23 protein-coding genes are annotated in these 25,664 nt (G+C 39.5%); 22 read left to right on the top strand and 1 reads right to left on the bottom strand.

The features are described 5' to 3' along the window. Positions 1–60: 60 nt before the first annotated feature. Positions 61–2,961 carry an ArdC-like ssDNA-binding domain-containing protein gene (locus BT142_RS16610; protein WP_072419301.1) on the top strand — a complete coding sequence of 967 codons (2,901 nt, stop codon included), beginning with the start codon at positions 61–63 and terminating at the stop codon, positions 2,959–2,961. A gap of 32 nt (positions 2,962–2,993) precedes the next feature. Continuing rightward, complete coding sequence (locus BT142_RS16615) at positions 2,994–3,485, top strand: hypothetical protein (protein ID WP_072419302.1); 492 nt, start codon at positions 2,994–2,996, stop codon at positions 3,483–3,485. 356 nt (positions 3,486–3,841) lie between these two features. On the opposite strand, the gene BT142_RS18875 is transcribed toward BT142_RS16615, so the two are convergent. Continuing rightward, the gene (locus BT142_RS18875) at positions 3,842–4,675 is read right to left on the bottom strand and encodes a hypothetical protein (RefSeq protein ID WP_139182279.1); all 834 of its coding nucleotides are present in this window, start codon (positions 4,673–4,675) and stop codon (positions 3,842–3,844) included. 215 nt (positions 4,676–4,890) lie between these two features. Here BT142_RS18875 and BT142_RS19280 point away from each other — a divergent pair, with 215 nt between their 5' ends. The 20 genes from BT142_RS19280 to mobL all read left to right on the top strand — a co-directional run. After that, positions 4,891–5,064, top strand: a complete 174-nt coding sequence (locus BT142_RS19280; RefSeq protein ID WP_175545513.1) for a hypothetical protein — start codon at positions 4,891–4,893, stop codon at positions 5,062–5,064. 14 nt (positions 5,065–5,078) lie between these two features. After that, the gene (locus BT142_RS16635; RefSeq protein WP_072419306.1) at positions 5,079–7,871 is read left to right on the top strand and encodes a MuF-C-terminal domain-containing protein; all 2,793 of its coding nucleotides are present in this window, start codon (positions 5,079–5,081) and stop codon (positions 7,869–7,871) included. An 11-nt stretch (positions 7,872–7,882) separates the two neighbouring features. Beyond that, positions 7,883–8,344 carry a hypothetical protein gene (locus BT142_RS16640; protein ID WP_139182280.1) on the top strand — a complete coding sequence of 154 codons (462 nt, stop codon included), beginning with the start codon at positions 7,883–7,885 and terminating at the stop codon, positions 8,342–8,344. 15 nt (positions 8,345–8,359) lie between these two features. After that, a complete protein-coding gene (locus tag BT142_RS16645; protein WP_072419308.1) occupies positions 8,360–8,611 on the top strand; it encodes a hypothetical protein in 252 nt (83 codons plus the stop codon). A 1-nt stretch (position 8,612) separates the two neighbouring features. After that, positions 8,613–9,263, top strand: coding sequence for a hypothetical protein (locus BT142_RS16650; protein WP_072419309.1), 651 nt, complete (start codon positions 8,613–8,615; stop codon positions 9,261–9,263). Between the two features lie 14 nt (positions 9,264–9,277). Next, the gene (locus BT142_RS16655) at positions 9,278–10,423 is read left to right on the top strand and encodes a DUF3991 and TOPRIM domain-containing protein (RefSeq protein ID WP_072419310.1); all 1,146 of its coding nucleotides are present in this window, start codon (positions 9,278–9,280) and stop codon (positions 10,421–10,423) included. A 67-nt stretch (positions 10,424–10,490) separates the two neighbouring features. Further along, on the top strand, positions 10,491–10,895 hold the full coding sequence (locus BT142_RS16660; protein WP_139182281.1) for a hypothetical protein: 405 nt from the start codon (positions 10,491–10,493) through the stop codon (positions 10,893–10,895). Further along, on the top strand, positions 10,879–11,400 hold the full coding sequence (locus BT142_RS16665; protein WP_072419312.1) for a hypothetical protein: 522 nt from the start codon (positions 10,879–10,881) through the stop codon (positions 11,398–11,400). The genes BT142_RS16660 and BT142_RS16665 overlap by 17 nt, the downstream gene beginning before the upstream one ends. A 165-nt stretch (positions 11,401–11,565) precedes the next feature. After that, a complete protein-coding gene (locus tag BT142_RS16670) occupies positions 11,566–12,531 on the top strand; it encodes a hypothetical protein (RefSeq protein WP_072419313.1) in 966 nt (321 codons plus the stop codon). Between the two features lie 159 nt (positions 12,532–12,690). Continuing rightward, positions 12,691–13,065 carry a hypothetical protein gene (locus tag BT142_RS16675; protein ID WP_072419314.1) on the top strand — a complete coding sequence of 125 codons (375 nt, stop codon included), beginning with the start codon at positions 12,691–12,693 and terminating at the stop codon, positions 13,063–13,065. A gap of 118 nt (positions 13,066–13,183) precedes the next feature. Then, positions 13,184–16,699, top strand: a complete 3,516-nt coding sequence (locus tag BT142_RS16680; RefSeq protein WP_072419315.1) for a DUF8208 domain-containing protein — start codon at positions 13,184–13,186, stop codon at positions 16,697–16,699. 63 nt (positions 16,700–16,762) lie between these two features. Continuing rightward, a complete protein-coding gene (locus BT142_RS16685; RefSeq protein ID WP_072419316.1) occupies positions 16,763–17,146 on the top strand; it encodes a COX20 family protein in 384 nt (127 codons plus the stop codon). An 85-nt stretch (positions 17,147–17,231) separates the two neighbouring features. Beyond that, a complete protein-coding gene (locus tag BT142_RS16690) occupies positions 17,232–19,760 on the top strand; it encodes a VirB4 family type IV secretion system protein (protein WP_175545514.1) in 2,529 nt (842 codons plus the stop codon). A gap of 150 nt (positions 19,761–19,910) precedes the next feature. Further along, on the top strand, positions 19,911–21,014 hold the full coding sequence (locus tag BT142_RS16695) for an Ig-like domain-containing protein (protein ID WP_175545515.1): 1,104 nt from the start codon (positions 19,911–19,913) through the stop codon (positions 21,012–21,014). A gap of 18 nt (positions 21,015–21,032) precedes the next feature. Further along, complete coding sequence (locus BT142_RS16700) at positions 21,033–21,665, top strand: hypothetical protein (protein ID WP_072419319.1); 633 nt, start codon at positions 21,033–21,035, stop codon at positions 21,663–21,665. Next, complete coding sequence (locus tag BT142_RS16705) at positions 21,652–22,080, top strand: hypothetical protein (protein WP_072419320.1); 429 nt, start codon at positions 21,652–21,654, stop codon at positions 22,078–22,080. Before BT142_RS16700 ends, BT142_RS16705 begins: the two co-directional genes overlap by 14 nt. Before the next feature lie 523 nt (positions 22,081–22,603). Then, on the top strand, positions 22,604–22,918 hold the full coding sequence (locus BT142_RS16710) for a DUF4258 domain-containing protein (protein WP_072419321.1): 315 nt from the start codon (positions 22,604–22,606) through the stop codon (positions 22,916–22,918). Between the two features lie 2 nt (positions 22,919–22,920). Then, complete coding sequence (locus BT142_RS16715; RefSeq protein WP_072419322.1) at positions 22,921–23,151, top strand: type II toxin-antitoxin system MqsA family antitoxin; 231 nt, start codon at positions 22,921–22,923, stop codon at positions 23,149–23,151. Between the two features lie 99 nt (positions 23,152–23,250). Then, the gene (locus BT142_RS16720) at positions 23,251–23,772 is read left to right on the top strand and encodes a hypothetical protein (protein ID WP_072419323.1); all 522 of its coding nucleotides are present in this window, start codon (positions 23,251–23,253) and stop codon (positions 23,770–23,772) included. Next, positions 23,772–25,664: relaxase MobL (mobL, locus tag BT142_RS16725; RefSeq protein WP_139275816.1), on the top strand; the 1,893-nt coding region annotated here is incomplete at its 3' end. The genes BT142_RS16720 and mobL, both read left to right, overlap by 1 nt.

The raw sequence follows: 25,664 nt of genomic DNA on the forward strand, positions 1-25,664 counted from the left end.
AGTATGTGCCGCGTATTGGATTTGACATAATAATGGATTAAAAAATAGGAGCTATGGACTATGGAACAATACGGCTTTTATTCAGTACAGCTATACGAAAAGCTGTCTGCCGAACTTAGAAGTTATAACGATATTTCGCATGAAGAACGAACTATCATGCGTGATCTTTCAGAGTACGATTTCTTTGGTGAGATAGAAAGAGGTAGCATAGAACCAACAAGCGGAGTGCTGCGCGGAACAGCCACAACTCAGCTTATCGAGTTACAGTATGCGGTTCTAATGTCTATGCCTGATGCATTAAAGACTATCTATGATAGCTATACTGATGATCGCACAAGGGACTATGACGGTGCTTTCATGACCGCTGCCGACAATGCTTTTTCTCTTTTAAAAGAAAATAAACTTCAAAGCGATAGCGATATTCTTATTACAAGCGATCTGATCGAGACTTGTAAGGCTCATGATATTCCTGTTGATTTTCGTGAGAACAGTTCAACAGTAGGAACAATAAGCAGCCGTGACTATTTTCTGAGCACTATACCCGAATACACCGAAAAACATGATGCGATAGTTGATTTAAGGGACAAATGGAGAATCAGGATCAACTTGAATAATCATGAGAAGGCAAATGTTATTATAGTTGAATCGGATACAGACACTTCGATCAGAACGTATGAATTACAGACTGATAAATTTGGTTATATCAAGAAAAAGGAATATGCTGATAACGGAACAAGCACAGAAAGCATAATTTCACTTGATGCTGCAACTTCGTTAATAGATCAGTCCTTATCTAACAACGAGCGGATCACAGCAATCAGTGACCGCGGTGAAAGAAGAATAATAGAAGCTAAAAATGGAAGAGCAGTTGTATCTTCTGATAAAGATAAAACGATCAAAGGAACAATTCAGACAGGCAAGAATAAAAAATCATTTTCAGCCGAGGAAAAGAAAGAATATTGGGAGAGGAAAGAAAACGAGAAAAAAGAAGCCTACGAAAAACTGTTGTCTAAGGTCGATGATGTATTCAGTTCAGATGAGTTTATGAACTACCTGAATTTCAGCGCACAGCTTCACAAATATTCTACAAAGAATAAGCTGCTTATATATATGCAATATCCTGAAGCAACTTACGTTGGTTCAAAAACAGCATGGAATAAGCTCGGTGGACATATTACAGCCGGAGAGAAATGCAAGATATGGGTTTTTGCTCCTGTCACCAAAAAGATAGAGGACGAAGATAAGGATGATGACGAAAAGTCAAAAGATCAGAATGAGGATTCAAAAACCAAATCTGAAAGAGTGATAGCGGGATATAAGCTGATGCCGGTATATGATATTTCTCAGATAACAGGTGTTCAGCCGCCGGAACTGGTGAAGCCATTGCAAGGTGAGATAGATGAGGAAACGTTCAACGCTATTTTTACCGGAATTGAAAAGGTCTGCGGGATAAAACCAACATTCAAGCCGCTGAAAGATGGTCTTGACGGTTATTTTAGTCTGGAACATAATACGATAACGCTAAATTCAAACATGAGCGATCTCCAAAAGGTACTTGCTTACGTTCATGAATCGGCTCACTCGGTATTTCACAGAAAAGGTGGTCCCTTTGAGAATGAAAGCAAAGAAAATCAGGAGATACAAGCCGAATCTTCCGCATACCTTGTATGTAAGCAGTTAGGTTATGAGACAGACATTAACTCTATACCGTATATTGCAACATACAAAAAGAGTAAATCAAAAGAAGAATTGCTGAAAACGCTTGAAGTTACTGAGCATTTCGTTGAAGCGATGGTAAAGTCCATAAGTCAGCAGATAGATGAACTTGAAAAGCGCAGACAGAGTGCCAAACAGACGATAACTTATTCGCTTGCTCCCGACGGTGACGGATTTGTCATCAGTACAAATGCTGATGACAGACAGCTCACTGAAACATGGGGCGATGCTGATTATATAAAAGATGCTTGGTTTGAAACCGTTGAGGATGCTCTTGAATTTGCAAAAAAGGACAATATAGTATTTGACAACTCGGATGATGAACTGAGAGAGTGGAGCGATATTGATATTCTGCTTGATAAGCAAAAACTTGAAAGGTTTGATAAGTTCTATTCTATGCCGCCCGAAAGAGTAATGTGGAATTACTATAACCCGGATGCAAATTCCGGCGAAGGTGAACTGGTCGAAGCGATAATATATGAGCGTGATATGCGCGGCGCGTATGATGAATATATGAATTCATTAGCTTATGATCCGCAGAATGCGGAAAAGCATTTTATGGATTCTCTTTATACCTCATGCCGGCAAACAGCGTATGCTGATAATGCTGATAATAGCGGATATTTTGAAACCTATAAAAACGAATCTGCCGATCTCATGATCGAGGGTAAGCTGATAAATAAACGTGAAAGCGCGGAGCGGCTTATTGAGTTTTTCAAGGAAAACTGTCGGTCATTTGCATTGTATGTAAGCTATCGTGAAAACGAGGGTGTGCAAAAAACCGATACGGACATGGCGGTAAAAATGTGGGAAAATGGTTTTGAAATCAAGACAAATGACGGAATGAGTTTGCCTGCATACGCATCTGTCGGTGATATTGGATACTCGGCATTTGATAATGACGGACAGCTTTTTATCTGTTCAAAAGTTGATTACAAAATGCAAAAACTGATAGATAGAATTTCTACCTCAGCAGAGGAACTTAACAGGTACGGGTATAATTTAGGAATTGTAGGTCAGAAACTTAGAAATTATAGTCCTATGAGAACTGTTGAACAGAATATGCAAGAAGCCCTGTCAGGCAAGGAATACTCCGTTATTGAAGAATACTTCAGAACGGCTCACAGTCAGGAATTTGGTAATGGTGAGATAGCCGTGACCGCAAAAAATGCTGCAAAGGCTCTCGAAGAACTGATTAATCTCGACAGCTCTAAAGCGGCATACCAAAACAATACACGAAAGTAACATTTGTAACATTTCAGAAAGGATGGTTCACCATGAGTGAAAAATACAAGATGATGTTTGGCGCTGAGGGAGGATTTGAAAACAAGGCTCATGTCAGAGCGTATATCAACTACTTATGCAGAACTGATGAATCACAGACCTGGACTGCGGATAACACCGGGAACGATCAGATAATTCTCTGTACACCGGAACTGTCAATAGATAAGCTGACTGATATTCTTGATACAAGAAGGAGCTTTGCAAGGGAAACAGACCTTATCGTTCAGCATCTCGGCGCATACGTCGATGCAAACAAGCTGCTGGCTCTCAGAAAAAGCACCATAGAATTTGACAACAAGGAGCTTACCGAGTTTGACGGCGATATGACAAGGCTTTTCATCGAGCTGATCGAGAAGATGCAAAAGCATGAAAACATAATTCCGGTCGCTGCTGTTTCTCACGAAGAAAAAGACGATGATCTCGGCTGCCGTATCGAGCTGCTTTACTTCAACTATACCGAGTATTCGCTGATAGATGTGATTTAAAACCAAAAGTTGACAAAGGGGTGTAAAGAATGAAGCATAGATATTTTGTGACTGATGATACACATATCGGGGATTTGATTATAGGTGAATTAAACTCACAAGAAATGCTGATTTTGCTTGGTAAACTCGCGGTCGAGAATCAGGTGGTATCAGAGATCACATCATTATTGGTTTCAAAATTCGGTTTTATAATCGAGGGGACAAATTTGAGTTTTTCACAGATAAATTCAGACGATCTGTATCCATATACTTATTATGACCTGATAAGCGAACGAGTTAACGAACGTGATGGTTATTTATACTCAAATATCTGTAAAATAAAAGAGTATTATGCGGGTGTCGAATGTGAAGAAATGTTAAGGTCGATTGACTTGGACAATATCCTGAAAAACGATTTTTGCTGAGTTATTTATGACACCTTCAAAAAATGTATTGCCAACTACTCTTGAATCTTTTTTATAATAACTTGTCATTTTAGTGTAAAATGCTATATTGCATGAATAAACATAATTATCATTATTATCTTTACAATTTTTAATTGCTTTAACCGTATCAGGCAAATGATTATAGACATTATCAGAGAATTTTAAAGAACAAACCAGTCGATTTTCTTTGAAATGGTATATTCTAAAAATGTGAGGATGATATTTATCAGAAATCAATATTGATTTTAATTTAACTTTGCCATAAAAGATGTAAAACTGGTCTGCATAATCACTATCCATGTATTGTGTAAGTCTTTTTCTCGGAATATAGTAATCAGAATCATAGTTTATTTTGGTAGGCATTGCCTTTTTTAGTAATTGTTCATTTCTGAAAACCTTAAATGGATTGTTCGCAACGGCTTTATCATTAATAAGCAAAGATAAGCAATCTTCGAGTCTGTTTTTAATTCTCGATAAGCTAATATCTTGGTCAACTTGAACAAGTATTTTTCGATCAGCTTTCTGACATATACACGAACAATTTTCATCATGTTCATCTTTAGGATATGTGGAAAAATAATCTGTTTTATTATTACAAGAATTGTGTGCAAGATGTGGTAGATTACACTCCGGACAAAATAAGAAACCTTTAACACTAAGAAATTGATCAAGATCATTTCTACGCATTTCACTTATTTCTTCAACAGAATACGGCTTTCTGATGTTATTATTGATATAAATAGCTTCTTCAAATTTTGTATTCATAATTAATCTCCTAACATAGGGTGGTAAAAATGATTATTAAGTTATCAAATATACATTTTGATTCATATAGCGATATTTGTATTTATTCAGATAAGTGTGTCATATACACTAAATATCTGATTATTTATATCCAGTATGAATTTTTCAAAGCATATCCCAATTATGGTCTTTCTCCCGAACAGCTTGCAAATATCCTAAGTGATCTTTATGGTTTTATGAAAATAGAAAAAGAAAACGTTAAGGAAGATTTTATGATAGATACATTCTTGACATGGGAAGAATTATGTATGGCAGCGTCTTTCATTGAAAACATAAAGCTCTTTGAAAAAAAGATGCTAAATAGTATATTAAAAAAATGCTATTTAGAAATAATAACTCAAAATTGCTGAAGGTATAAAAAGCTATGTCAGATTTTACAGATGTTGAAAAAGAAAGAATGAGGCTTAACAATGCTGATGACCTACTGTATTCTGAACAAATAGATAGGTTTATAAGTGGTGAAATACCACATTATGAAACGGTTTCTTTGGGACATACTCCTCTTATATTGCATTATTTTGGAGCAAGTTCAGAAAAAATAACGGTGAAGCAAAGTGTTTTAAAAAATTGTCTGTTAGACAGCAATAATAAAGTAAATCATCATAGTCAGGGGCATGATATATCTGAAAATGTGTTAAGACAACTATCAAAAGCCATAAGAGTCCCATTGTTGGTAATAAAAGGACAACATGAGGGTACTTTAGTTTTGATCACAGAATTAAAAAACAAAGAAAATAATAATATACTTGTGCCGATAGCACTTGATCTTAGAGGTACAAAAGGAACGGTTAATAAAGTAACGAGCGCTTATGGCAAAGAAAACTTATTGAATTATTTGCTTAAACATGAGAAAGATATTTTAGCAATAAAAAAAGAAAAAGCAGATAAACTGTTCACGACTATAGGATACCAATTATCCAAAACGACTTCAGTTTACTGCTTTGATATTAGTATAGCATACACGACAAAAAATGTCAAGCCCCTATCTGAGTATTTAAAGGAAATTTCACAGCAAAAAGGAGCGAAAAAAATGAAGAATCCATTTGAAGAATACGGTTTTGAGCCGTTTTCAGAATCCTTTGACGAAGAAACGAACAGAGACACAGTTTATTACATTTCAGTTAACGGATTTACATATTATATTGATCTTGCAGATATTAACGGTAGAACATGGTATTGGAATATTACAGATAGTAGCTTTAATCCGTTGTATCATGATGAACTTGGCAGAGCTGAAAATCTGATAGCCGTTGAATGCGGCGATTATCTTTCGGAATACTTTCCGCTTGTGTATGGTTTCTCACTGGAAGATCGTGAGGAATTTATGAAAGCCGATCTTGCACGTTTTGTTGCAAAGGAATCGCTTTCCTCCGATGAATGGGAAAGTTTAGCTTATCCGTTATTTGAGAACAATTATATTGATAAGCATAAACCGAGCGAAAAAAGCATACTTGGACATTTAGGAGAACCGGAGGTATTTGAGATAGCCCGCCGCTTTCATAATGGTGAAGATATACGAAAAGAACTTGCACTCGGTCTTTTGGATTATAATGGTGATACAGAAATCGTCTTTGGCGATGATGGCATAACAAGCTCAACCTATAAGTATGATAGGGATACCCCTCGTTATAAGCTGCACATGGAAAAAGCGGAAGATGGCGTAAAGCTGAGTTTGTTTGACAGAGAACGCATTGTGTCCTATGAGGAAGTCGGACAGACTTTTATCGACATGATACATGATGAGTTTGATGATCTTGCTTTCTGGTGGGTGCGCGATGATATGAAAGTAGCTGTTCCCGATATCTCAGACGAAACGATCAGAAATATCCTTACGGCTTTTGACGGTGCTGCCATTCATGGTTGGGAGAACGATCAGATCAAAATGAATCGCATCAAAAAGGCTATATATGATGAACTGGGTAATGAGGATCTGACTGAAAAGGTTTTTGCTTGTATATCAAAAAATAAGTATAATGTTTCTTTTGAAAATAATAATACCGAGAATGAAGGTATAATAAATGCAGCCGAGATAAAAAAGCAGCAGATAATAGATGAAGTTTTCACTGACTGCAAAGAACGCTTGAAATATATTGGTGTTGAGACCGAACCTGTCCGTTCCGAGTTTGCAAAGGCGGCGGAAGTACCTGTTGATGAGATCACTGAGCTTCTTGAAAACGAACGGTTTGTTTTTTTAGCGAATGACTATCTGAATGGAATTGAGCAGATAAGCGGCATGGACGCTGCGGATATAAAAGCAGCAGAAGAATTATTGTTGCAGACAACAGGTACAGATATGCCCGGTCTGCGCTTTGACCTTTACGAAACTGCAAGAGAGCTTTTTTCAAAGGAATTAGAGAAAAATATGGAACACGGCGATCAGGATATTGTTTTCACAAAATTCCATTTTGAGGGAGATATGGTAAAGCTATATCCGGGTCGTTATTCAGATGTTACCGATGTTCCCGATTGGGAGAACGTAAGAAAATCGCTGCTTCGTCCCGAAAATGGTGTAGATGATAATGTTAAGGTGCGCTGCGAACAGTTTGTAATAAGCTGCGGAGATGAACGTGAGAAAAGAAACGAACGAGATGCAGTATCATCTGAACTTTTGATTCTTGAAGCATACTTTAAAAATGACCCTCGTACCTACGAATTGCCTAAGTATTTGGAGGACAGACTGAAAAGAACCTATGATGATTCGGAGTTTGTGATGATGTACCTTGATCCCGATGATGTTGTTTACGATCTTCTTTTAAATGGAGAAAAGAAGCATACTGATACACCGGAAATGTCAAATTCGGCGTTCAAAGGGATATACATAATGAGTAATCCCCGGTTTGCTTTGGAGCAAATAAAACTGAATAGCTGCGAGTGGAAAAAGTGGGATGAAGCTATCATGTATATGACCGATAACAAGCTGTCAGCAGACAGTATTGATATGGTCGCTGTAAAGTGTTACGATAATGACGGTCGTCCCGGAGTAAAAGACCTTACTCCCGAAGGGCTGTACGTTCTGAATCAGCATACAATTAAGAGCAGCATAGCGGCGGGAATAGCAAGGCAGAAGTATGAGGAATTGTTAAAAAGTGCGGAAACAGTTAGTGCATCAGAGGATAGTCAGTCTGATAGTCGCAAAAAGAATGTCGGCAGGAAATGATTTTCTGCCATGTGGCAGAAAGTGAGGTGGATATTATGCAGACTGATAGCTTTATGAGTGAAATAATTGAAGAAGGCAAGAGAACACATGAAAACGGCGGCGAACTAAATTGCAAAGTTTTTTCAGGCTGTTATCTGTGTGAATTGCCTGTTTTAAGTGCTGAGAGTTTGCTTTTAAAAGGTGTGGACGACTGGATGTCATACGATCATGCAAGAGAATACATTAACAAAAATGGTCTGAAAGCATCAGACGTACAGATGGTATCTGTGAAATGCGTCGATAGTGACGGCGATGCTTATAAGGTTGATATGTCTCCCGAAGCGCTTTACATTATCAGTGAGCGTAATAAGCATGAAACTATAGCAAGAGCCTATGCTTTAAATGCATATCAAAGAAAAAGCATTGCGGCTGAAATAAGTCAGCGACAAGGTGTTGATCTGTCAATCAGTAATCAGCAAGGTTATCGCAGATAAGGAGGTATGCGGAAAATGAGTGCTGTGATCGAGTTTTTTATCGCACAGCGTAAAGCATATCTCAGCTTTGACAAGAAAATAATACTTAGATTCTTTGAAGAGTACGGCATAACCGTTCCCGACGATGAAAACGAAATGTGGCGTAATATTTGTTTTATTATTCTCGATATGAGTGATGTACCTTCTGAAATCCGAGAAAAAGCTGAAAGTTGGCTTGCTGAGCATGGATATGTAAAAAGGCGAATGATAAAAAAGCGAGGAAGATAGTATGGAAATACAGCGCGAGATTAACGGACGAAAATATATTATTGAATTGTCTGATGATGAATTATTCAAAGCGTATCTTGAAAAGAAAGACGAGATAATGCTCGATCAGATAATGCAGTACCTCGATCAGACAGAGCGGATCGGGAAGTATCCGGGCGAATTGCTGCGGAGTGAGCGCTTTGCTGACAAAGTGCTTACACAGCTTAAAATGGTTGAGGACAGCTATGCTGAAAACATTGGTCAGGCTGTCGCTATGGCAATAGATTATGAAATAAAATCGAATACGATGGAAGATCTTGTGACAGCATCAACTGCCGATATTATTATGTACAAACTCAATGCTGCGGGTTATCAGCTTAGTGCGAGCGGAGCGGAACTTCAAGCCGAGCTTTCCAAAAATCCAAACGAGATATTGAAATCATTGAAAGAAGCACCGGCTATCGCGGCGGCTGCAAGCGGACAGAAGAAAATGATGGAAAGCTGTATTTCTACGGTTGAAAAATATACCGCTTCGGCTATGATAGGCAGAGGCATTAACGAACTTGGCGATCATGATGATCTTATCCCCGATAAGGGGCTTGACAAGGATGAGCAATACCAACAGCCCAAAAAGGAGATTCCGCTTCGCCCGTCACCAAAACTTAAAAGATAGTAGGAGGGATAAAAATGCCGAGATGGAGAACAAAATGGGACGGTAATGTATATATTCAGTATCTTCCGGAGGAGGTTGAACAAGTCAAGCAGACAAGTATGATAGACTTTCTTAATTCTGAGTATGGGTTCACCTTCGAGAATAAAGGTTCAGCGTATATTTGTAAAGAACATGACAGTCTTGTTGTAATGCCCGATCAGCGTTCATGGTACTGGAATTCAAGAAAATCTCATGGCAGAAATGTCATAGACTGGCTTGAGAATATAGAGGGATATGATTATCAATCATCCTTGCAAAAGCTGATAGGGACACCCGATGAACCACCACGGCAAAGCGGATACAAAAAAGCGCCGCAGCTTGATGGAATAAGACCAGCACCTGAGACTAAGGATTTTGTTCTGCCGCCTAAAGCCGAAGGACAAATGAAAAGAGTATTTGCATATCTTATAAATGAAAGAAAACTTGATCCTTTTGTTGTTTCAGAACTTGTAAAAGAAAAAATGATATATGAAGAAGCTAAGTATCATAATTGTGTATTTGTAGGCTACGACGAGAGTGGAACAGCACGTTTTGCGGAGAGTAAGATTACAAACACTTACATAGCCGCGCTAAAAAACGAAAATGGAAAGAAGAAATTTCACCCTATAAATATTGCCGGTTCTGACAAAGCATACAGCTTCAATGTATCGGCTGACAGAGAACGTTATCCTGCCGGGAATAACGTTCTTTATATTTTTGAAGCTCCGGTTGACCTTATGAGCCACATGACCTTTTCTCTGATGACTGAGAAAAGAAAAGCTGAAAGCGAAAACCGAATGCCTGATAATAGATGTATTCGCAGCGTTAATCGGCTGTCGCTGTCGGGAAAATCTGATAAAGCATTGTCAGCGTATCTTTCGAGAAACAGTAATATCACAATGCTGATGTTCGCACTTGATAACGATGATGCCGGGAACGGTGAATCTGAGATGCTCATGGAGAAATACAGAGAACTTGGATATGTCTGTAAGAGAATCAAGCCACGGTTCGGCAAGGACTATAATGAATGCTTACAGATAGTAAAATGCAAGACCGAAGTTCAAAACAGCAGACCTCAGATAACAACAAGAACTGAAAATGCTATACCAATAATGCCAAACAGCGGATATGGCAGACGCTGATTTTTCTGCCATGTGGCAGAGAATCATAGAATGCTGAAAAAGAAATATGCGATATAAATTCTGCCATGTGGCAGAAAGAGGGTTGATTTTCATTAACAAATATGATAAAATATCAAAGAGAATGGAACAAAGCTGTCGAGAGTTCAATGAAATACTCGGAAATGCTTTTTTGAAAAAACAACAGGACGAAGCCCTGTTGGGTCTAAAGGATTTTTTTCAAAGGCTGAACGAGTATGAATGTGAAAAATACACAGAAGCAGACAGCTCATCGCTCCGTTCAAGTTTTTTGACATATTCTTCGTTTTATGCTTTTCTGACTGAGTTTAGAATATGCTATTTAAACGGTGATTATTCCAAAGCCGCATATGCACTCAGTGAAGCAATTGATGTGCGCTCTTGTACTTACAGAGGGGCAAGAGCGGCAATTCTTGAAGCGGGAAAGATCGTGATGAAAGATGATTTTCCAAAGTAAACGTAGAAAAGAACGTGAGAGCCTTGAAAATAAAAAACAAGATCCGACAATTCAGTATTTTACGAGTATTGAAACTATATTAGGATATTTGAATATAGCCGAAAATGATTATGAAAAAATAATGCTTTTGGATTATTACATTCGGGTCATAAAAAAAGATATGGAAGCTGACAATCTTAGCTTTATGATATATCCTGAATCAAATAAAAGTGGTCAGAAGAATAATATTCCTAAGCCGCCGCTTTTCAGTCATTATTATAATTCTGAAAAAGATAAGATCATCAGGATGAATGAATCTGAGATAATCGAATTTGATGATGTGTCAACAAATGGCGTGAAGTGGGTGCATCGTTTTTTTGATGAACATGAAATATGTTATGATTTCAGAATGTCGCTTATCTATACACTCGCAAAGTTGAAATACTATTATGAAAATCATAACAACAGATTATTTTATGATAAATACATTATGATCGAAAGCGATGATTCGCTTAAAATTCACTAAGTCTGAAAATGCTATACCAATAATGCCAAACAGCGGATATGGCAGACGGTAATAATTCTGCCATGTGGCAGAATTTCAAATTACACAACACTTGTTTTTTTAGTATTGACTATTGTTGATTTATGTGGTAAAATTGTAAATAGTTTTTGAAAGGAGTGCTTTGAAATGTACAAAGGAAAAAGCAAAAAACTACTGACAGCAGCGTTGATTATCTCCGCATTGACCGCAACAGCCTGCGGAAACAGCGCTGATGACAGCGAAGCAACTTCATCGAAGGAAGAAACAAAAGCAACGACAGCGGAATCGGTTCAGAGTGCCGATGTTAGTTCAATCAGCATATCTGAAAGTGTCGCTGACGAAACAAGTACAGTCCCCGATACCGATACCAGCACCGATGAATCAAGCGATGCAAGCGAGCCGACTTATAGTGAGTTTGACAGTATATCACCTGAGCCTTCAACAGTCAAGATAAGCAGCGACTGGACTGATCTTGAGTTTGTGCTGAATAATGAAGTTTATACACTTGGCGAAACAACATTAAAGGACTTATATGACAGAGGATGGTCTGATTGCTTAGGTTGGGGATATGATGATTTAGTTGAATCTTATGGGACTGCTCAATCCCTTGAATATTTTGAATTTATAAGAGAAGAAGGTAGCATACATATTAACATACAACCAAAGGATAATAAAAGTGTTTTGACTGCATTAGAACTTGACAATACTCGTTTTTTATATAAAAAAATGCTCTCAACAAACGATGAATACGGTACCGTTTATATTATCGGTTTAACTACACCGGGTAAGATCACCTTTGGTTCATCAAAAGAAGAAGTAATTGATGTTTTCGGACAACCTGATGAATTAGAAGAAGTCATAACCGATTCTGCTGAAAAGTGGCTAAATGATTTTAATTCCCGCCCCGCTACATCATCAATTTATTATGAGAATAAATCAAAAACTGAAGAACCATCTGTTGATCACAGAAACTATACAGAAGAAGATTTTAGAACTGAAAAGCTCACCTACTACTCGGATAATAAAGAAATCAGTTTTGAGATTAGTAATTTAGTTGGTGTGTGTAAAATAACAATACGACAAGATAAAAATGAAAGTTTTGGAGATAATTAAGTCATCATAATTATCAGCATGATGTAATATTTATAATAGTTTAAACGCTCTTGCAACCTGCAAGGGCGTTTTTATTACCCCAAAGACCAAATTGACGGCACAGAGCAAATATCTTTGTGCCGTTTTGGTATATAAAAATATTTAAAGGAGGTTTTTCTTATGAAAAAGAAAAACAAGAAGCTCGCGACATTCTGCATGATGCTTGTTATGCTCTTTGCCGCAATGTTCACCAATGCGCTCACCTGTTCGGCTTTAGGACTTGGTGATGCCCCTGCCGCGATCCCCGTACTCACACCTATGGTCGATGTCGGCGGCATCACCTCGTTTCTGAATGAGATCTCCGGTGCTTTAAAGATCATTGCAGCTGCTATTGCCGGTATCTCAGTGATTGCTCTCGCTATCGTACTTATCGCAGGCGGTGCGCAGGGTTTACAGAAAGCTAAGCCGTTTGCGATTTCAATCGGTGTCGGAGTAGTTGTACTCGCGGCGGGTCCTGATTTGCTCTCGGCACTTATGTCATCGGCTGGTGCATGATTTAAACGCAGGCGCACATACTGAAAGGTCTGTGCGCCTTTTACAAGGTGTGTGATGCGTGAATCATGTATCTTGCAAAGGGCGTAAGACCCCAAAAACTTCAAAAAGGAGATCGACTATGAAAAAGTATGTTGAACTTGGGCGAAAAAAGAGTTGTAAAAGTGTTTTTTCTTTTTTTTTCGTCTCATTATTATTATCCTTGACAACCGGAATAACAGCTTTTGCAAAGGATTGGGAGAGCTTAAGTGCATGGATAACCAAACACGCAACTGTACGAACTATTTGGCTCGATCATATTAGATCGTTTGGTTTTCTAATAATCACTTTTTTAGCAGATGTGATAAATGGATTTGATAAAGCGATAGATAAACTGATAGAATTGAATTTGTATGAGTTGATCAAGGATATATTCAATATTAAATCAACTATCTACCCAATTGCAGGTGCTGTCGCATCTGCGGCTTTGATATTTGCTACGTTACTGCTCTTTTTGAATGCTGATAAAGCAAGGATAAGTGATTTTTTGCGAAATATTCTGTGCAGTGCCATGCTCATAATTGCGCTGCCGGCACTTTCCTCGACAGTTACCGATTTGAAAACAAAGGGTACAAGTTTTGCAGATACTGCTTTCGATGGTTATGCTGATTATAGTATTGATGATGGTTCGGGAACAGTACAGGAAGTAAAACTCGGAGACAGAATCGTAATAAATCAGCTATATGATATGGGTGAATCCATAGATAATAATGAACCTACACTTGTATCTGAAAAAATCACCGTAGATACGATAAATATCAATGAAGCTCTTGACCCCGATGAATATGAGAAAAAACCAAAAAAGAATTTAAAATACTATTATACTGATGCATATTCTTTTCAAACCGATTATAAAGATTTGAATGAACTGGAAAAACTAAAACTGATAGATAGAATGTCAACAAAGTATTCCGATGTCTCTGGACCTCATACAGAAACCGGCATAGCTGAATATCTTACCATTTGGGAAAACAAATCGGATTCTACAGTAGTAAAATATGGTAATGTATATTATTGTAAGGTCGGTGGAAAGATACACGCAAATGATGGCGCTACGATCTATTGCGTTGTCAAGAAAGAAGGAAACGAATGGAATCCCGCTTATCAAATATTTGAAACAGGTGAGCTTTTACCTGCATATGAGGATGTTGATGCTGTTAGTGAAGCCGAAAAAGAAGGTAAAAGTTTAGCAGAACAAAGAGAACTGTATTATAGACCGATCAGATGGGGAACTGAATGGAAAAGGGGGCTTGGTCTTGCTTGGAATGAAGTTAAGCAATATGATAATGTTGACTTTGTTTGGAATTATCAGCATTTCCTTTGTCTCAAATTAGCCAATGCGCTTTCCGCTAATAGAATTGGAAATCACTTGCCCCCTAATTGGTATTATTATGTTAATCCAGCTTGGATAAGCACACATATTTTACAAGCTTCTACAATTTATGATGCACTACAAGCACTTGAATCCTTGAAAATCGAGTATCAAGGTCATTCCTTATCCGTAATGGAATGGCTTAATATTGAAGAAAACATCGGCATAATAGAAAAACTCAAAGAAGAAGAAAAAGAACTAAAGGTAATGGGAAAAAACGTCGATGATATTAAGTGGAAAAACCTTGCGGAATACGATGAAGATGATGCTGAGATAGGTGAGATCATAAATGCAGTATTAGTTGGCGGAAAAGAGTATGCTAACGAATCTTTGTATCGTTATCACTATAATTTTTGGGGACTTCTCGTAATGTTGATAGTAACTGCTGTTTGTATGCTTTTTGCAGGTATCAAATTAGCTTCGCTTTTATTCGATGTTTTATTTGCACAGATCGTTGCTCCGATAGCACTTGCAACTGATATGACAAATAGCGGCAGGGGCAAACAGGTCATTATGAATTTGTTGGGCTGTAATATTTGCTATATCGCTGTTATTTTCATTTTAAGGCTTTATCTTGCGGTAATGAGTGCTGTCTATGAGAAGTACCCTTTAGGGACCGGAAGTATAAGTGACGGCATGGTAAATTTTTGGGTCATTCTTTTTATCACACTTGCAGGCGCTAAATTCGTGATTGACGGACCCGATCTCATTGTAAAGCTGACCGGAATTGATGCCGGCGTTAAGAGTGGTCTGAATACGATCATGGGTCTGAGAAGTGCGGCACAGCTCACTAAGGGCGCTGTTCAGGGTGCCGTTGGTTTGGCAAAAGCTCCTTCTAAGATTGCGGGAGCTGTTGGCAGAGGAGTAGGAAAGGCTGCGGCAGAGGGTAAGAGTATTTCAAATAGCGTTAAGAATGCCGAGGGAGCAGCCGGGAAAACAGCGGCTGTTGCCGGAGCTGTATTGGGTCATGCTCCAGTATTAAGCAGTGCTCGTAAAGGCTTTAAAGGCGGTTATTCAGAGAATGCAAGAGCGATTCAAGACTATGATAACGCAAAAAGTATAATGGACAGCGGTGAAAGCAGCACGGCTGTTCCGAATGAAAGTTCAAAAGTAAGCGGCGGTAATTCAGTTTCAGGTTCTTCATCGGCTGTATCGGGAACAGCTGAACACAGTTCCGGAGAAAGCAATAATTCATCATCGGAAAGTATGGGCGGCAGTTCGCCAGCGAGACGGCAGATGAATGACAGAGTTAATAACTCCGGTGATGGAAAGAGAGGACTTGACCCTCGGACAGTACAAAGAGAACGCCATAAGCCCATTGATGAAACAAACACGGCAGTACCAAATGGTACAAGCAACACAGACAGTAATACCGCAGCAAGTACCGCTGATACACCATCAACAGCCGGGGGGAAAGCGGTTAGCGGAAATGCTGATGTTCGTTTCTTTGGAGAGGATGCAAACGGCAATCTTGTATCTGCCGTTGATGACGGTTCGGGCAATTTTGTGAGCAATAGCGGAAAGCCTTTGTCGAATGTTAAGGGATACAGCGGCACAGGCAACAGCGGTAAACTCAACATGGCTGCCGTATCTTCAACCGGAGGTCTGACACCTGTTAAGGGCGCTAACGGCGGTTATATCGACAACGATGGAAATCTGTACAATGAATCTCAGATTATCGCTTTTGGCGGCTCAGGATTTGCATCGGGCGGTCTTTCTGTCAAGGGTATTGACGGTGCCGGAAATCTTGTCGATGCGTGTCCTGACAGCTCGGGCGGCTTTACAGACAGCTCCGGCGGTGCATTACAGAATGTCGGCGTTTATACTTCGAGAGGGAAAATGATGTCGAGTGTAATGAAACCTGTTGTCACGTCAGCACAGACAGCCGGATTTTCTTCTGCTCCGGTCAGCTCCGATGCTCCGACACCTTCATATTCGGCTCCAGTACAAACTGCTTATTCAGCTCCAGCCGAAGCGCCGGGTGGCGGTATTATCACAAGCGGCAGCTCAACTTCACCGATTGATGAAGCATACTTCTCCGAAGCCTATACTGACAGTTCCTATGCTGATTTTGACCCGTTCGGTGATGTCGGTGCAAGCAGCGGAGGTTTCTATGATCCGAGTGATTTTACCGGAAGTAAAACAAATCTGAAGCGCACCAAACCCGCCGATTCTAAGAAACCTCGTCAGAAATTCGACCCGAATATGAAAAAGCCCAAAAACTAAACATAGATAGTAATAGCCGTTCAGAGATGAGCGGCTATTATTTTATGATTGGAGGAAATGTTTATGGGACTTGTTCCTAAATCTACAAAACAAGAAAACAAGATACATAACAGTATCAGTTTCTTCAAGATCGTCGGACTTATTGTGACGATTGTGATATGCGCTGTGATTATAAATCCTCTCTTTTTTGAAGGAGTTTGGTCTAAGCTGCTTTTTACCTTGTTTAGCTGTGCTGTTTATATTGTATGTGTTCTCAAAGCACCGACCGACCCGACAAAGCTGTTTATTCAAGGCTTAAAGGACTGGATATTCTACGCTGTGCAGCCTAAGTCTATATACGGAGAGAGCAGTGAGGAATACAAGGAATACAGAAGGAGGCAAGAGCAAAGTGAAGCTGCTAAGGAAAGAAAACAAGAAAAGAAAGCAGAAAAGCGGAGAAAATCTTAATCCGTCAAAGATAACCGGCGGCTATGTTACATTCGAGCGTACTGAAAGCGGCGGTGAAAACGGATGTGTAAAACTTACCGATGTGATGAAAAAGAAAACCTATTACGTTGGTGCATTAGCAATTATGGGAATAGATATTTTTCATTACAGCGATTCAGAACGAAGCAGTGTATTTAATAATTTTGCACAGGCATCTGCCGCATTGGAGATCGAACACAAGTATATATTCACTGATATTGTACCCGATCTGAGTACGCAAAAGGATTTTCTCAGATATAAAAGCACTTACTCTGATGATTTTGTCAGATATAATCTGTTACAGAGACTTGATGAATATGAAAGATTATCCAACGAACACAGAGATAGATTGTCGTATCTGTTGCTGTATGCCGATAGTCAGAAACAGCTTGAGGATTCAGTGGAAATGTTTTCTCGTTCTATGTCCGACGTACTTATCAAAAGGCTCGATCAGTATTCGCTTGAAATGCTTTTGCATAAAACCGCTTGCGTTGATTCAGAACCTCGCAAGAAACACAGTACGGATTTGAACGAGTATATCTATCCTGACCGAATAGATTTTAAACAAGACAGATTTACTATTGATGGGATCTGCCATACTTCGGTGTTTGTAATTAACGATTATCCGGCGAATCTTAATGACCTTACAGTTGCAAGCTATGTGCTTCAAAATAGTGATGTCAGCATCATGCTTGACGTAAAAAAGCGTGACCGTGAGGAACTGAAAGGCGAAATAAAGCGTTCTATGGACGAGCTTATGAGCCGGAGCAGCATTAAGCAGAATGTTTCGGATGCTATGGATAATAGCACAGAGTTTGAGAAAATCCAATGGCTTTATAATAATATTGTTAATGGAAATGAACAGGTATATCAGGTCACATGGCGCTTTATATTGTCGGCAGAGCAAGATAATGAGCTTGATGACAAGCTGAAAAAACTCCGTAAAATACTTGAAGATGACGGTATTCACGGCTTCATTCCTATCAATCTGATGATAGATGAATACTTCAATATGGTGCTGCCGTCGAATAAGATCGGCAATCCTTTTCCGCTCTATGATACATTTTCAAGGCAGTTTCCGTTCTACTATCAACAGCATATTGACCCTATGGGAATGTACTTCGGACAGACAGATACCGGAGGGCTTGTGCTGTTAAACACCTTTACGCGAGACAAAAGCCGACCATCTTTTGATATGATCGCTATGGGTGTTAAGGGCGGCGGTAAGTCAATAACTCTCAAAACAATGCTCGAAGATCAGCTGCTTATCGGAAACAAGATAATGGTTATTGATATAGAAAACGAGTATTCTCCGATGGTAAAGGTCTATGGCGGTCAGATAATTCGTATGACAAAGGACAGTTGTATCAACCCCTTGCAGCTTAATATCACAGTCGATGCGGCGGCAGAGGAAATGACCGAAAAAGAAGCCGCAGAACAGAATTTCCTGCAAGAATTATCGAGGATACAAACGTTTTTCACGGAACTGAATCCCGATTCTTCGGACGATGAACTGCGTATCCTTTCAGACCTTTTGCTTGAAGCATACCGTCAGAAAAACATAGACAACACGACCAATCTCAGCACGGTAAGCAACGAACAATTTCCTATTTTCAGCGATGTTCTGAGCATCTGTAATGCTCGCTATGATGCCGCAGACAACGAGTTTGACAAGGAAATACTTGCCCGATTAAAGCCAAAGCTGAGACAGCTTTCTAAGGGCGGCAGCTATGAAATATTCGACCATTACACAAACGTTGAGGTCGAAAATAAAGACCTTATCGTATATAACGTTAAGTCATTATCGGAAATGGACGAGAAGATCTATAACGCACAGCTGTTCAATATATTGTCGATGATGTGGGCTGAGATATGCAAAAACAGAGGAATAAACCGCAACATAATCAATCCTTATGACCGCAAATATGTTGTCGCGCTTATCGACGAAGCGCACAGATTCATCTCGGAATACAAGCCGATGTGTACAGAATTCATTGAAAAACTTGTGCGCCGTTCGAGAAAATACTTTTCGGGACTGTGGTTTGCAACACAGTCTATCCTCGATTTTCTTCCCAACGGTATCAATTCATCGGGGAGAGTTGCGGACAGGATAAAGATAATTTTTCAGCTTGTGCAGTATAAAGTTTTGCTGAAACAGGAAAGCTCCGCACTCCCTGTTCTGCATCAGGCTTTCCCTCAGTTTACGGAAAGTGAGCTGAAAAGTACAACAGATTTTGAGCCGGGTGAAATGCTTATGGCTCTTGACAGCGCACGCAACAAGCTGCATTGTACGCGCCGTGCGACCGATCTGAATCTGCTTTATATGGGTAATTCGGAGGATACACAGGTGATTTTCAACCGCTATTTCTCAGAATTGTATATCGAAAACAATAACCCGAACGCTCTTGATGAAGCAGATTACGGCTATCAACTAAGCGGAAATGAGCAGCTCAGAATTGACTTCAAGGAAGAATTTGTTGAGTATATGCATAAGAGAATGAACCTACAAATTGGATATTCAGACACACTCGATGCTATTATCGCAGACGGCACGGACGATCTGATAGGCTCGCTCATGCGGAAAGCAGAGGTGTAAAAAATGATGAATGCAAGAAAAAGTAATGCTATATATCTGACATTTATCATCACAACTCTTACTGTTCTGTCGCTGTTTATCATCTATGCTGCCGTCAGAGCAAGCGCTAAAAACACTTCATATACTATCGACCTTAATACGCCGATAGTCATGAACAACTACAAAATAAAGGTAACAGAACCTATGTATCTGACCGATAAAAAAGAGTTTGTTTATGCATTAAGTGTAATAAAAGAAGCCGGAGCAGATGACAGAGCAAAGCCTGTTCCGTATGACTTCGAGACGTTTTCAAAGCATGAAAAAAAGACTTCTTACGCTCCCGAATACAGCTTTTCCGAGCGTACAGATATATCAGAATATGTCCATGTTGCGGGTGTTATCGACGATTATATGTACGTCAGAGTGTTTGTTGAATCAGTCATTCCAGAGTATCGTGATCCACCAACAACGGATGAATTTGGCGACGAAATTGAAGGTCAGCTTCACGAAGAAGTCAAGAAACAGATATATGTTCAGATAGATAAAAAGGACGTAAAGTATCTTAAATACGATGAGTTTTTGAAGCTGAAACCAGTTGATGATAATGACAGTCAGACAGATGAAACAAGCACAATTCTTGATTCTGATGACAGTAAATCCTATGATGAGATAGATATAAATGTATCAAGTGAGGATGCATCTGAGAGCATTGAAGAAAGCATAGAATCATCATCTTTGAGTGCTCTGACTGATCTTTCAAGTGTGCCTGACAGCTCATCATCAAGCACAATATCATCTGAAACTAACTCCGGTCAGCCCGAGAACGGCGGCGGTGGAGGTGGTGGAAACGGTGGCGGCGGCGGTGGAAATGAACCAACTGAAACAACAAAATTAACTGAAACAGAGCCGGTTCAGACAGAGCCGCCGGCTACAACAACTACTACAACACCCACAACAACTACAACAACAACTACAACAACTACTACTATAAAAGTTACAGAACCGCCTGTTGTTCACGTTGATACCATAAGCATCGAGAGCGATTTTCCCGGCAATCTTATTAAGCTGAGTATAGGCGGCAAGACCATTGTCCATGCCGTTATAGGACCCGAAAACGCGACAAATAAAGCCGTTAAATGGTCAAGTAACCGCGAGGATATTGCTAAGGTAGATGAGAACGGAGAGATAACAGCAGTCGGAAATGGCAAGGCGATCATCACCTGTGAGAGCATTGACGGCGGTTTGAAAGCAAGCTGTATGGTTACTGTTTCATAAGAAAAAGGGAGTAAAATCATGAACGATTATTACTATAAATACCCCGAAGATGAAGAAATAATAGAAGAACACTTCAAAGAAAAACTGAGAAAAGAATCAAAAAACAAGAAGAAAATTGCAATAATAGTCGGCGAAAACCTTGTACTGTTATTACTTTTTCTGATGCCGTTTCTTGAAAAAATCTCATCGCTTTTCCTCATTCTTATCGTGATTCAGGTAGTTTTTTTCTTCTATTATTTCAAAACAAAAGCACAAAAAGAAGCCGTGACTATGCTGTCAATTGAAGCATACGAAGATAAAATGCGGCTTTCCTATTACAATGGCAGACGAAAAAAAGTGCTGAATGTATCGTATGAAGATATAGTTTCAGCACGGTTTTCCGATGATGAATACACAAAATTTCAGATAGGAATTGCCGAAACAAGCAATACATTTATTGAGGAATTTGACATTTTATCCGGCAAAAAACTCATGCCAAACACCGATAATTTGTTTCTATTCTCGATAAATCCGATGAGCTACGAACAGTTTTTCTTTCTCTATGCCGTCGATGAATTGTTTACGATCAATGGTTTTGAGAGGTCGAAAAAGTTCCTGAAACAATACGGAAATGCCGATGATTATCTTGCGGCATTGAATGAAAGTGAGTGAAAAATCAATGGGAAACACGATCTATATACGAGATGTTTCAGATGAAACATTGCGGCAGATTGATGAATTGTCTTATAAAAGAGGAATGTCTCGTAATCAGCTTTGCAATGAAATTCTGAAAGTTTACCTTGATTGTCAGCGTGAGGGGATGCATAAAATGCTCCCCGATGTGGTTCAGTCTGTTCTCAGAAGTGAGATAAAAGATATGCGTTCAGAGGTCAGATCTATGATGAATCTGATACTGATTTGCGCTGTGAGAATGACAAAAACGAATGAAAAACTCAACGATTTTTTGTTCCCGCAGCTTGAAAATCTCAGCGTTGACGGCATGGATTCAAAGCAATTGTTTGCAATTCTGTCGTCTGAAAATGATTTTTCAGACGATGAAATCGAAAAAATCATCGCTGCGCTGTGAAAAAACGGTATGGCTATACATACTAAAAAGTATGGTCGTACATACTCGAAAGTATGGCTATACATACTAAAAAGTATGGTCGTACATACTCGAAAGTATGGCTATACATACTAAAAAGTATGGTCGTACATACTCGAAAGTATGGCTATACATACTAAAAAGTATGGTCGTACATACTCGAAAGTATGGCTATACATACTAAAAAGTATGGTCGTACATACTGTTTTGAAAAAAAGTGCAAGCACTCAAAAGTGTAAAAAAAGTCCGCACTGCGGACTTTTTCGTTAGAAGTGCTTGCACTTCCTTTATGCTCATTAACTTTTTTACCACTGTGAATTTCAAAAACAATGATTACTTTGTAGTTAAAAGCTGTGGAAACTGTGTCGTGAAAAAAGCAAGGTCTATGCAAGTTTGATACTGATTTTTAGGCTTTAAAAATCTTTGCTTTTGAATCATATCTTGCTTGACAAAAAGAGAGAGTTATGATAAAATAAAGTAAAGAATCACCAAAGGAAATGATGCAATGCTTGACATTGAAGAACTGAAAAGAATGATAAAGAACGATGACCATGTGATCGTTTCAGGTCATGCCGCACAAAGGCTCAGAGTGCGCGGCATAAGATACGGTGATATTGTTTCGGCGGTTGACAACGGTGAGATCATCGAACAGTATCCCGAAGATTATCCATATCCGAGTTGTCTTGTTCTTGGCATGGCATTGAACAAGCGTTATCTGCACGTTGTCTGCGGTTCAGACGGTGAATATATTTGGATAATCACAGCATACTATCCATCGGAGGATAAATGGCTCGATGACTACAAGACAAGGAGGTCATAAGTATGAAATGCTTTTACTGTAAAGGCGATATTACCGAATCGGTCACAACATACATGACCGAACTGGAAAACTGTATCGTTATCATCAGAAATGTCCCATGCCTGAAATGTTCACAGTGCGGAGAGGTCAGCTTCACAGGTGCTACGATGAAGAAGATAGAAGCTATTCTCGATAAGTGTGAGGGACTTCTGACGGAGATCGCTGTGTTCAACTTCAAAGACACAGCGGCGTGATTTAAAATAGCATAACAGGTATAAAACCAATGCCCATTAGGTCAAATGACTTAATGGGCATTGTTCATTTCAAATAACAGAAAGTGAGGAGTAATTATCATGGCAAAAGTAAAGAAAACATACACACTTGATAAAGAAGCAGTAGCTGTCCTTGAACAGATCAGCCTGTCTGAAAATATTCCGGTATCGACGCTGCTTAACAGCTTCATTCTTCAGAAGGGTGTTGAACTTGGAATACTGGAGATCGACGAAGTGAAAGACAGCATATACGATGACCGTGAGATCAAGTATAATTATACGGAAGGTCAGACGAGATTTGAAAACCTTTTGCTCACTTCAACTTCAAAAGTTGTTGACACAGCCGACAAAACAAACTCTACCATACGCGAGGTTGATCTTCGTGTCGGTGACGTTGAGAAGATCGTTTATCAGCTTCGTGATCTGATAAACATTTTTATAGGCTACTCGCTCCCGCAAGACGGTTCGGTTCCGTTCAGTTCTGCTGATGAGGACAGCGACAATTACGATGGCAGCATCTTTTTGAAAAAATCGTTGGAGAATTACCGTCGTAAGGCAGAAAGACTGAGAACCGACAGCACGAATTTCGGAGGTCGGAAATAATGCCCGCCGTTGTGCTTAAAACTTCGTTCCGTTATACATGGGACATAGGCGGTTATCTTGACTACATGGAAAGACCCGAAGCGTTCAGCAACAGAATAGCTGACAAGAAATCGGAGTATTACGATTATCTCGAATACATGGGTAACGATGATAAATCTGACGGTTTGTTTTCAGCTTCAAGTGATCTTCTCGGTGAAGCTGAAAAACAGCAGCTTCGTCAGCTTGAACGTTCAGCTATGGAACAGGGGTGTCCTAAGTATCTTGGCGTTATCAGCTTTGACAACAACTATCTCATTCAGAACGGCTGGATAGTCGGAACAACTCTCGATAAGGATAAGCTAAAGGACTGCGCACGAAAAGCGATAGCCGCTATGATAAATGAATCTGACAAGCTCGATGCGGATAATGTAGTGTGGATTGCGGCAATACATACCAACACGGATAACGTCCACATACACTTTCAGCTAATAGAAAAAGAGCGCCGTGAGGACAGACGAGTGACCTATTCCGGAAAGGGCAGGGACAAGATAGAAACCGGCGCTTTTGAAAAACTTAAATCAACTGTTCTGAGTGACACTCTGACCCGGAAACAGACTCCGATCATTACTGAAATCGAACGGAAGATACTTGTGCCGTCTATCACGGAAAAGTTTTCACCGACAGCAGAGGTAAATGATCTGATGAACGATCTGCCGCCGACCAATAAGGCATGGCAGTACGGACGCGCAAAAATGCTGCCGTACCGTGACAGGATCAAACGCTGTGTTGATGAAATAATCGAGAGCGACAGCGAGCTGTCTGCACAGTTTGACGAGTTCAAAGCTAAGCTCGAAAATATGAGCAGACAGTATCGGGAACTATACGGAAAACGAACCGACATAAAAACTCCGGTTGAAGAATATGCCGTAAATCATATTGAAGATTTTTATAACGCTGCCGGAAACAAGCTGCTTCAGGAAATATACAAGCTGAAATACGAAGATGATGCTCACGAACCTACAATGACGGAAGAAGTAAAAAAAGCTGCCGCACCCAATCTTATAAAAGAAAAAAATAGGAATTTACGTTCAAATGTTCCTATCCCGGAGGATAGTGATCCGGTTGATGAGAGCTACACCTATGAATATGAAAAGACTGAACATGAAAAACAAAATATCAGCGATAACAGAAAAGGATATAAACTCGATTGGTCGAAAGAATATAAAAAGGCTCAGAAGATCATCTACAACAGAGATTCGACAGCCGATGATATAAAAACAGCCGAAAAAATATTGCTTGCTGAGAGTGGCAAAGGAAATGCCCTTGCGACTTTTGCACTTGGTAAGCTGTACTCGACTGAAAAGCTCGGAACAAAAGACGAAACAAAATCTTATCAGTATTATGAACTTGCGCTGACTGCTTTTAGGGAACTTGAAAAGACAGCGGACAAGCAAAAGCCGTACTTACAGTACCGGATAGGCAAAATGTATCAGTACGGACTTGGAACAGAAACAGATTACATTGAAGCGCATGATTGGTTTGAACGTTCTGCTAATCAGAACAACAAGTATGCACAGTTTTCGCTTGCCAATATGTATTATTACGGCACCGGAGTTGAACAAGATTTTCAGAAAGCCTTTGAATGGTATGAAAGATCATATCAGCAAGGAATGCCGTATGCGGCATTCGCACTTGGTCAGATGTACAGCCGGGGACAGTATGTTGATAAGGATGATGAAAAAGCGCAAAAATGCTATAAAGAAGCACTTCAAGGCTTTCTCAATATGGAAACGGATGCTGCCGATGATAACCTGCTGTATAAAATCGGGCAGATGTACCGTGACGGAAAAGGAACAAAATCAGATATAGCAAAGGCATTGAAGTTTTTTGAGAGATCGGCAGAACTGAACAAC

It is taken from the genome of Ruminococcus sp. YE71, from assembly GCF_900119155.1.
GTDB lineage: Bacteria > Bacillota > Clostridia > Oscillospirales > Ruminococcaceae > YE71.

Excerpts from the sequence above, each read along its gene's own strand:
- BT142_RS16720 (WP_072419323.1), top strand. The coding sequence starts at position 23,251 with ATGGCAAAAGTAAAGAAAACATACACACTTGATAAAGAAGCAGTAGCT.
- BT142_RS16675 (WP_072419314.1), top strand. The coding sequence starts at position 12,691 with ATGAAAAAGAAAAACAAGAAGCTCGCGACATTCTGCATGATGCTTGTT.
- BT142_RS16610 (WP_072419301.1), top strand. The coding sequence starts at position 61 with ATGGAACAATACGGCTTTTATTCAGTACAGCTATACGAAAAGCTGTCT.
- BT142_RS16695 (WP_175545515.1), top strand. The coding sequence starts at position 19,911 with ATGAACAACTACAAAATAAAGGTAACAGAACCTATGTATCTGACCGAT.
- BT142_RS16690 (WP_175545514.1), top strand. The coding sequence starts at position 17,232 with ATGAAAAAGAAAACCTATTACGTTGGTGCATTAGCAATTATGGGAATA.
- BT142_RS16715 (WP_072419322.1), top strand. The coding sequence starts at position 22,921 with ATGAAATGCTTTTACTGTAAAGGCGATATTACCGAATCGGTCACAACA.
- BT142_RS18875 (WP_139182279.1), bottom strand. The coding sequence starts at position 4,675 with ATGAATACAAAATTTGAAGAAGCTATTTATATCAATAATAACATCAGA.
- BT142_RS16710 (WP_072419321.1), top strand. The coding sequence starts at position 22,604 with ATGCTTGACATTGAAGAACTGAAAAGAATGATAAAGAACGATGACCAT.
- BT142_RS19280 (WP_175545513.1), top strand. The coding sequence starts at position 4,891 with ATGAAAATAGAAAAAGAAAACGTTAAGGAAGATTTTATGATAGATACA.
- BT142_RS16685 (WP_072419316.1), top strand. The coding sequence starts at position 16,763 with ATGGGACTTGTTCCTAAATCTACAAAACAAGAAAACAAGATACATAAC.
- BT142_RS16700 (WP_072419319.1), top strand. The coding sequence starts at position 21,033 with ATGAACGATTATTACTATAAATACCCCGAAGATGAAGAAATAATAGAA.
- BT142_RS16680 (WP_072419315.1), top strand. The coding sequence starts at position 13,184 with ATGAAAAAGTATGTTGAACTTGGGCGAAAAAAGAGTTGTAAAAGTGTT.
- BT142_RS16670 (WP_072419313.1), top strand. The coding sequence starts at position 11,566 with ATGTACAAAGGAAAAAGCAAAAAACTACTGACAGCAGCGTTGATTATC.
- BT142_RS16615 (WP_072419302.1), top strand. The coding sequence starts at position 2,994 with ATGAGTGAAAAATACAAGATGATGTTTGGCGCTGAGGGAGGATTTGAA.
- BT142_RS16635 (WP_072419306.1), top strand. The coding sequence starts at position 5,079 with ATGTCAGATTTTACAGATGTTGAAAAAGAAAGAATGAGGCTTAACAAT.
- BT142_RS16655 (WP_072419310.1), top strand. The coding sequence starts at position 9,278 with ATGCCGAGATGGAGAACAAAATGGGACGGTAATGTATATATTCAGTAT.
- BT142_RS16645 (WP_072419308.1), top strand. The coding sequence starts at position 8,360 with ATGAGTGCTGTGATCGAGTTTTTTATCGCACAGCGTAAAGCATATCTC.
- BT142_RS16650 (WP_072419309.1), top strand. The coding sequence starts at position 8,613 with ATGGAAATACAGCGCGAGATTAACGGACGAAAATATATTATTGAATTG.
- BT142_RS16665 (WP_072419312.1), top strand. The coding sequence starts at position 10,879 with ATGATTTTCCAAAGTAAACGTAGAAAAGAACGTGAGAGCCTTGAAAAT.
- BT142_RS16705 (WP_072419320.1), top strand. The coding sequence starts at position 21,652 with ATGAAAGTGAGTGAAAAATCAATGGGAAACACGATCTATATACGAGAT.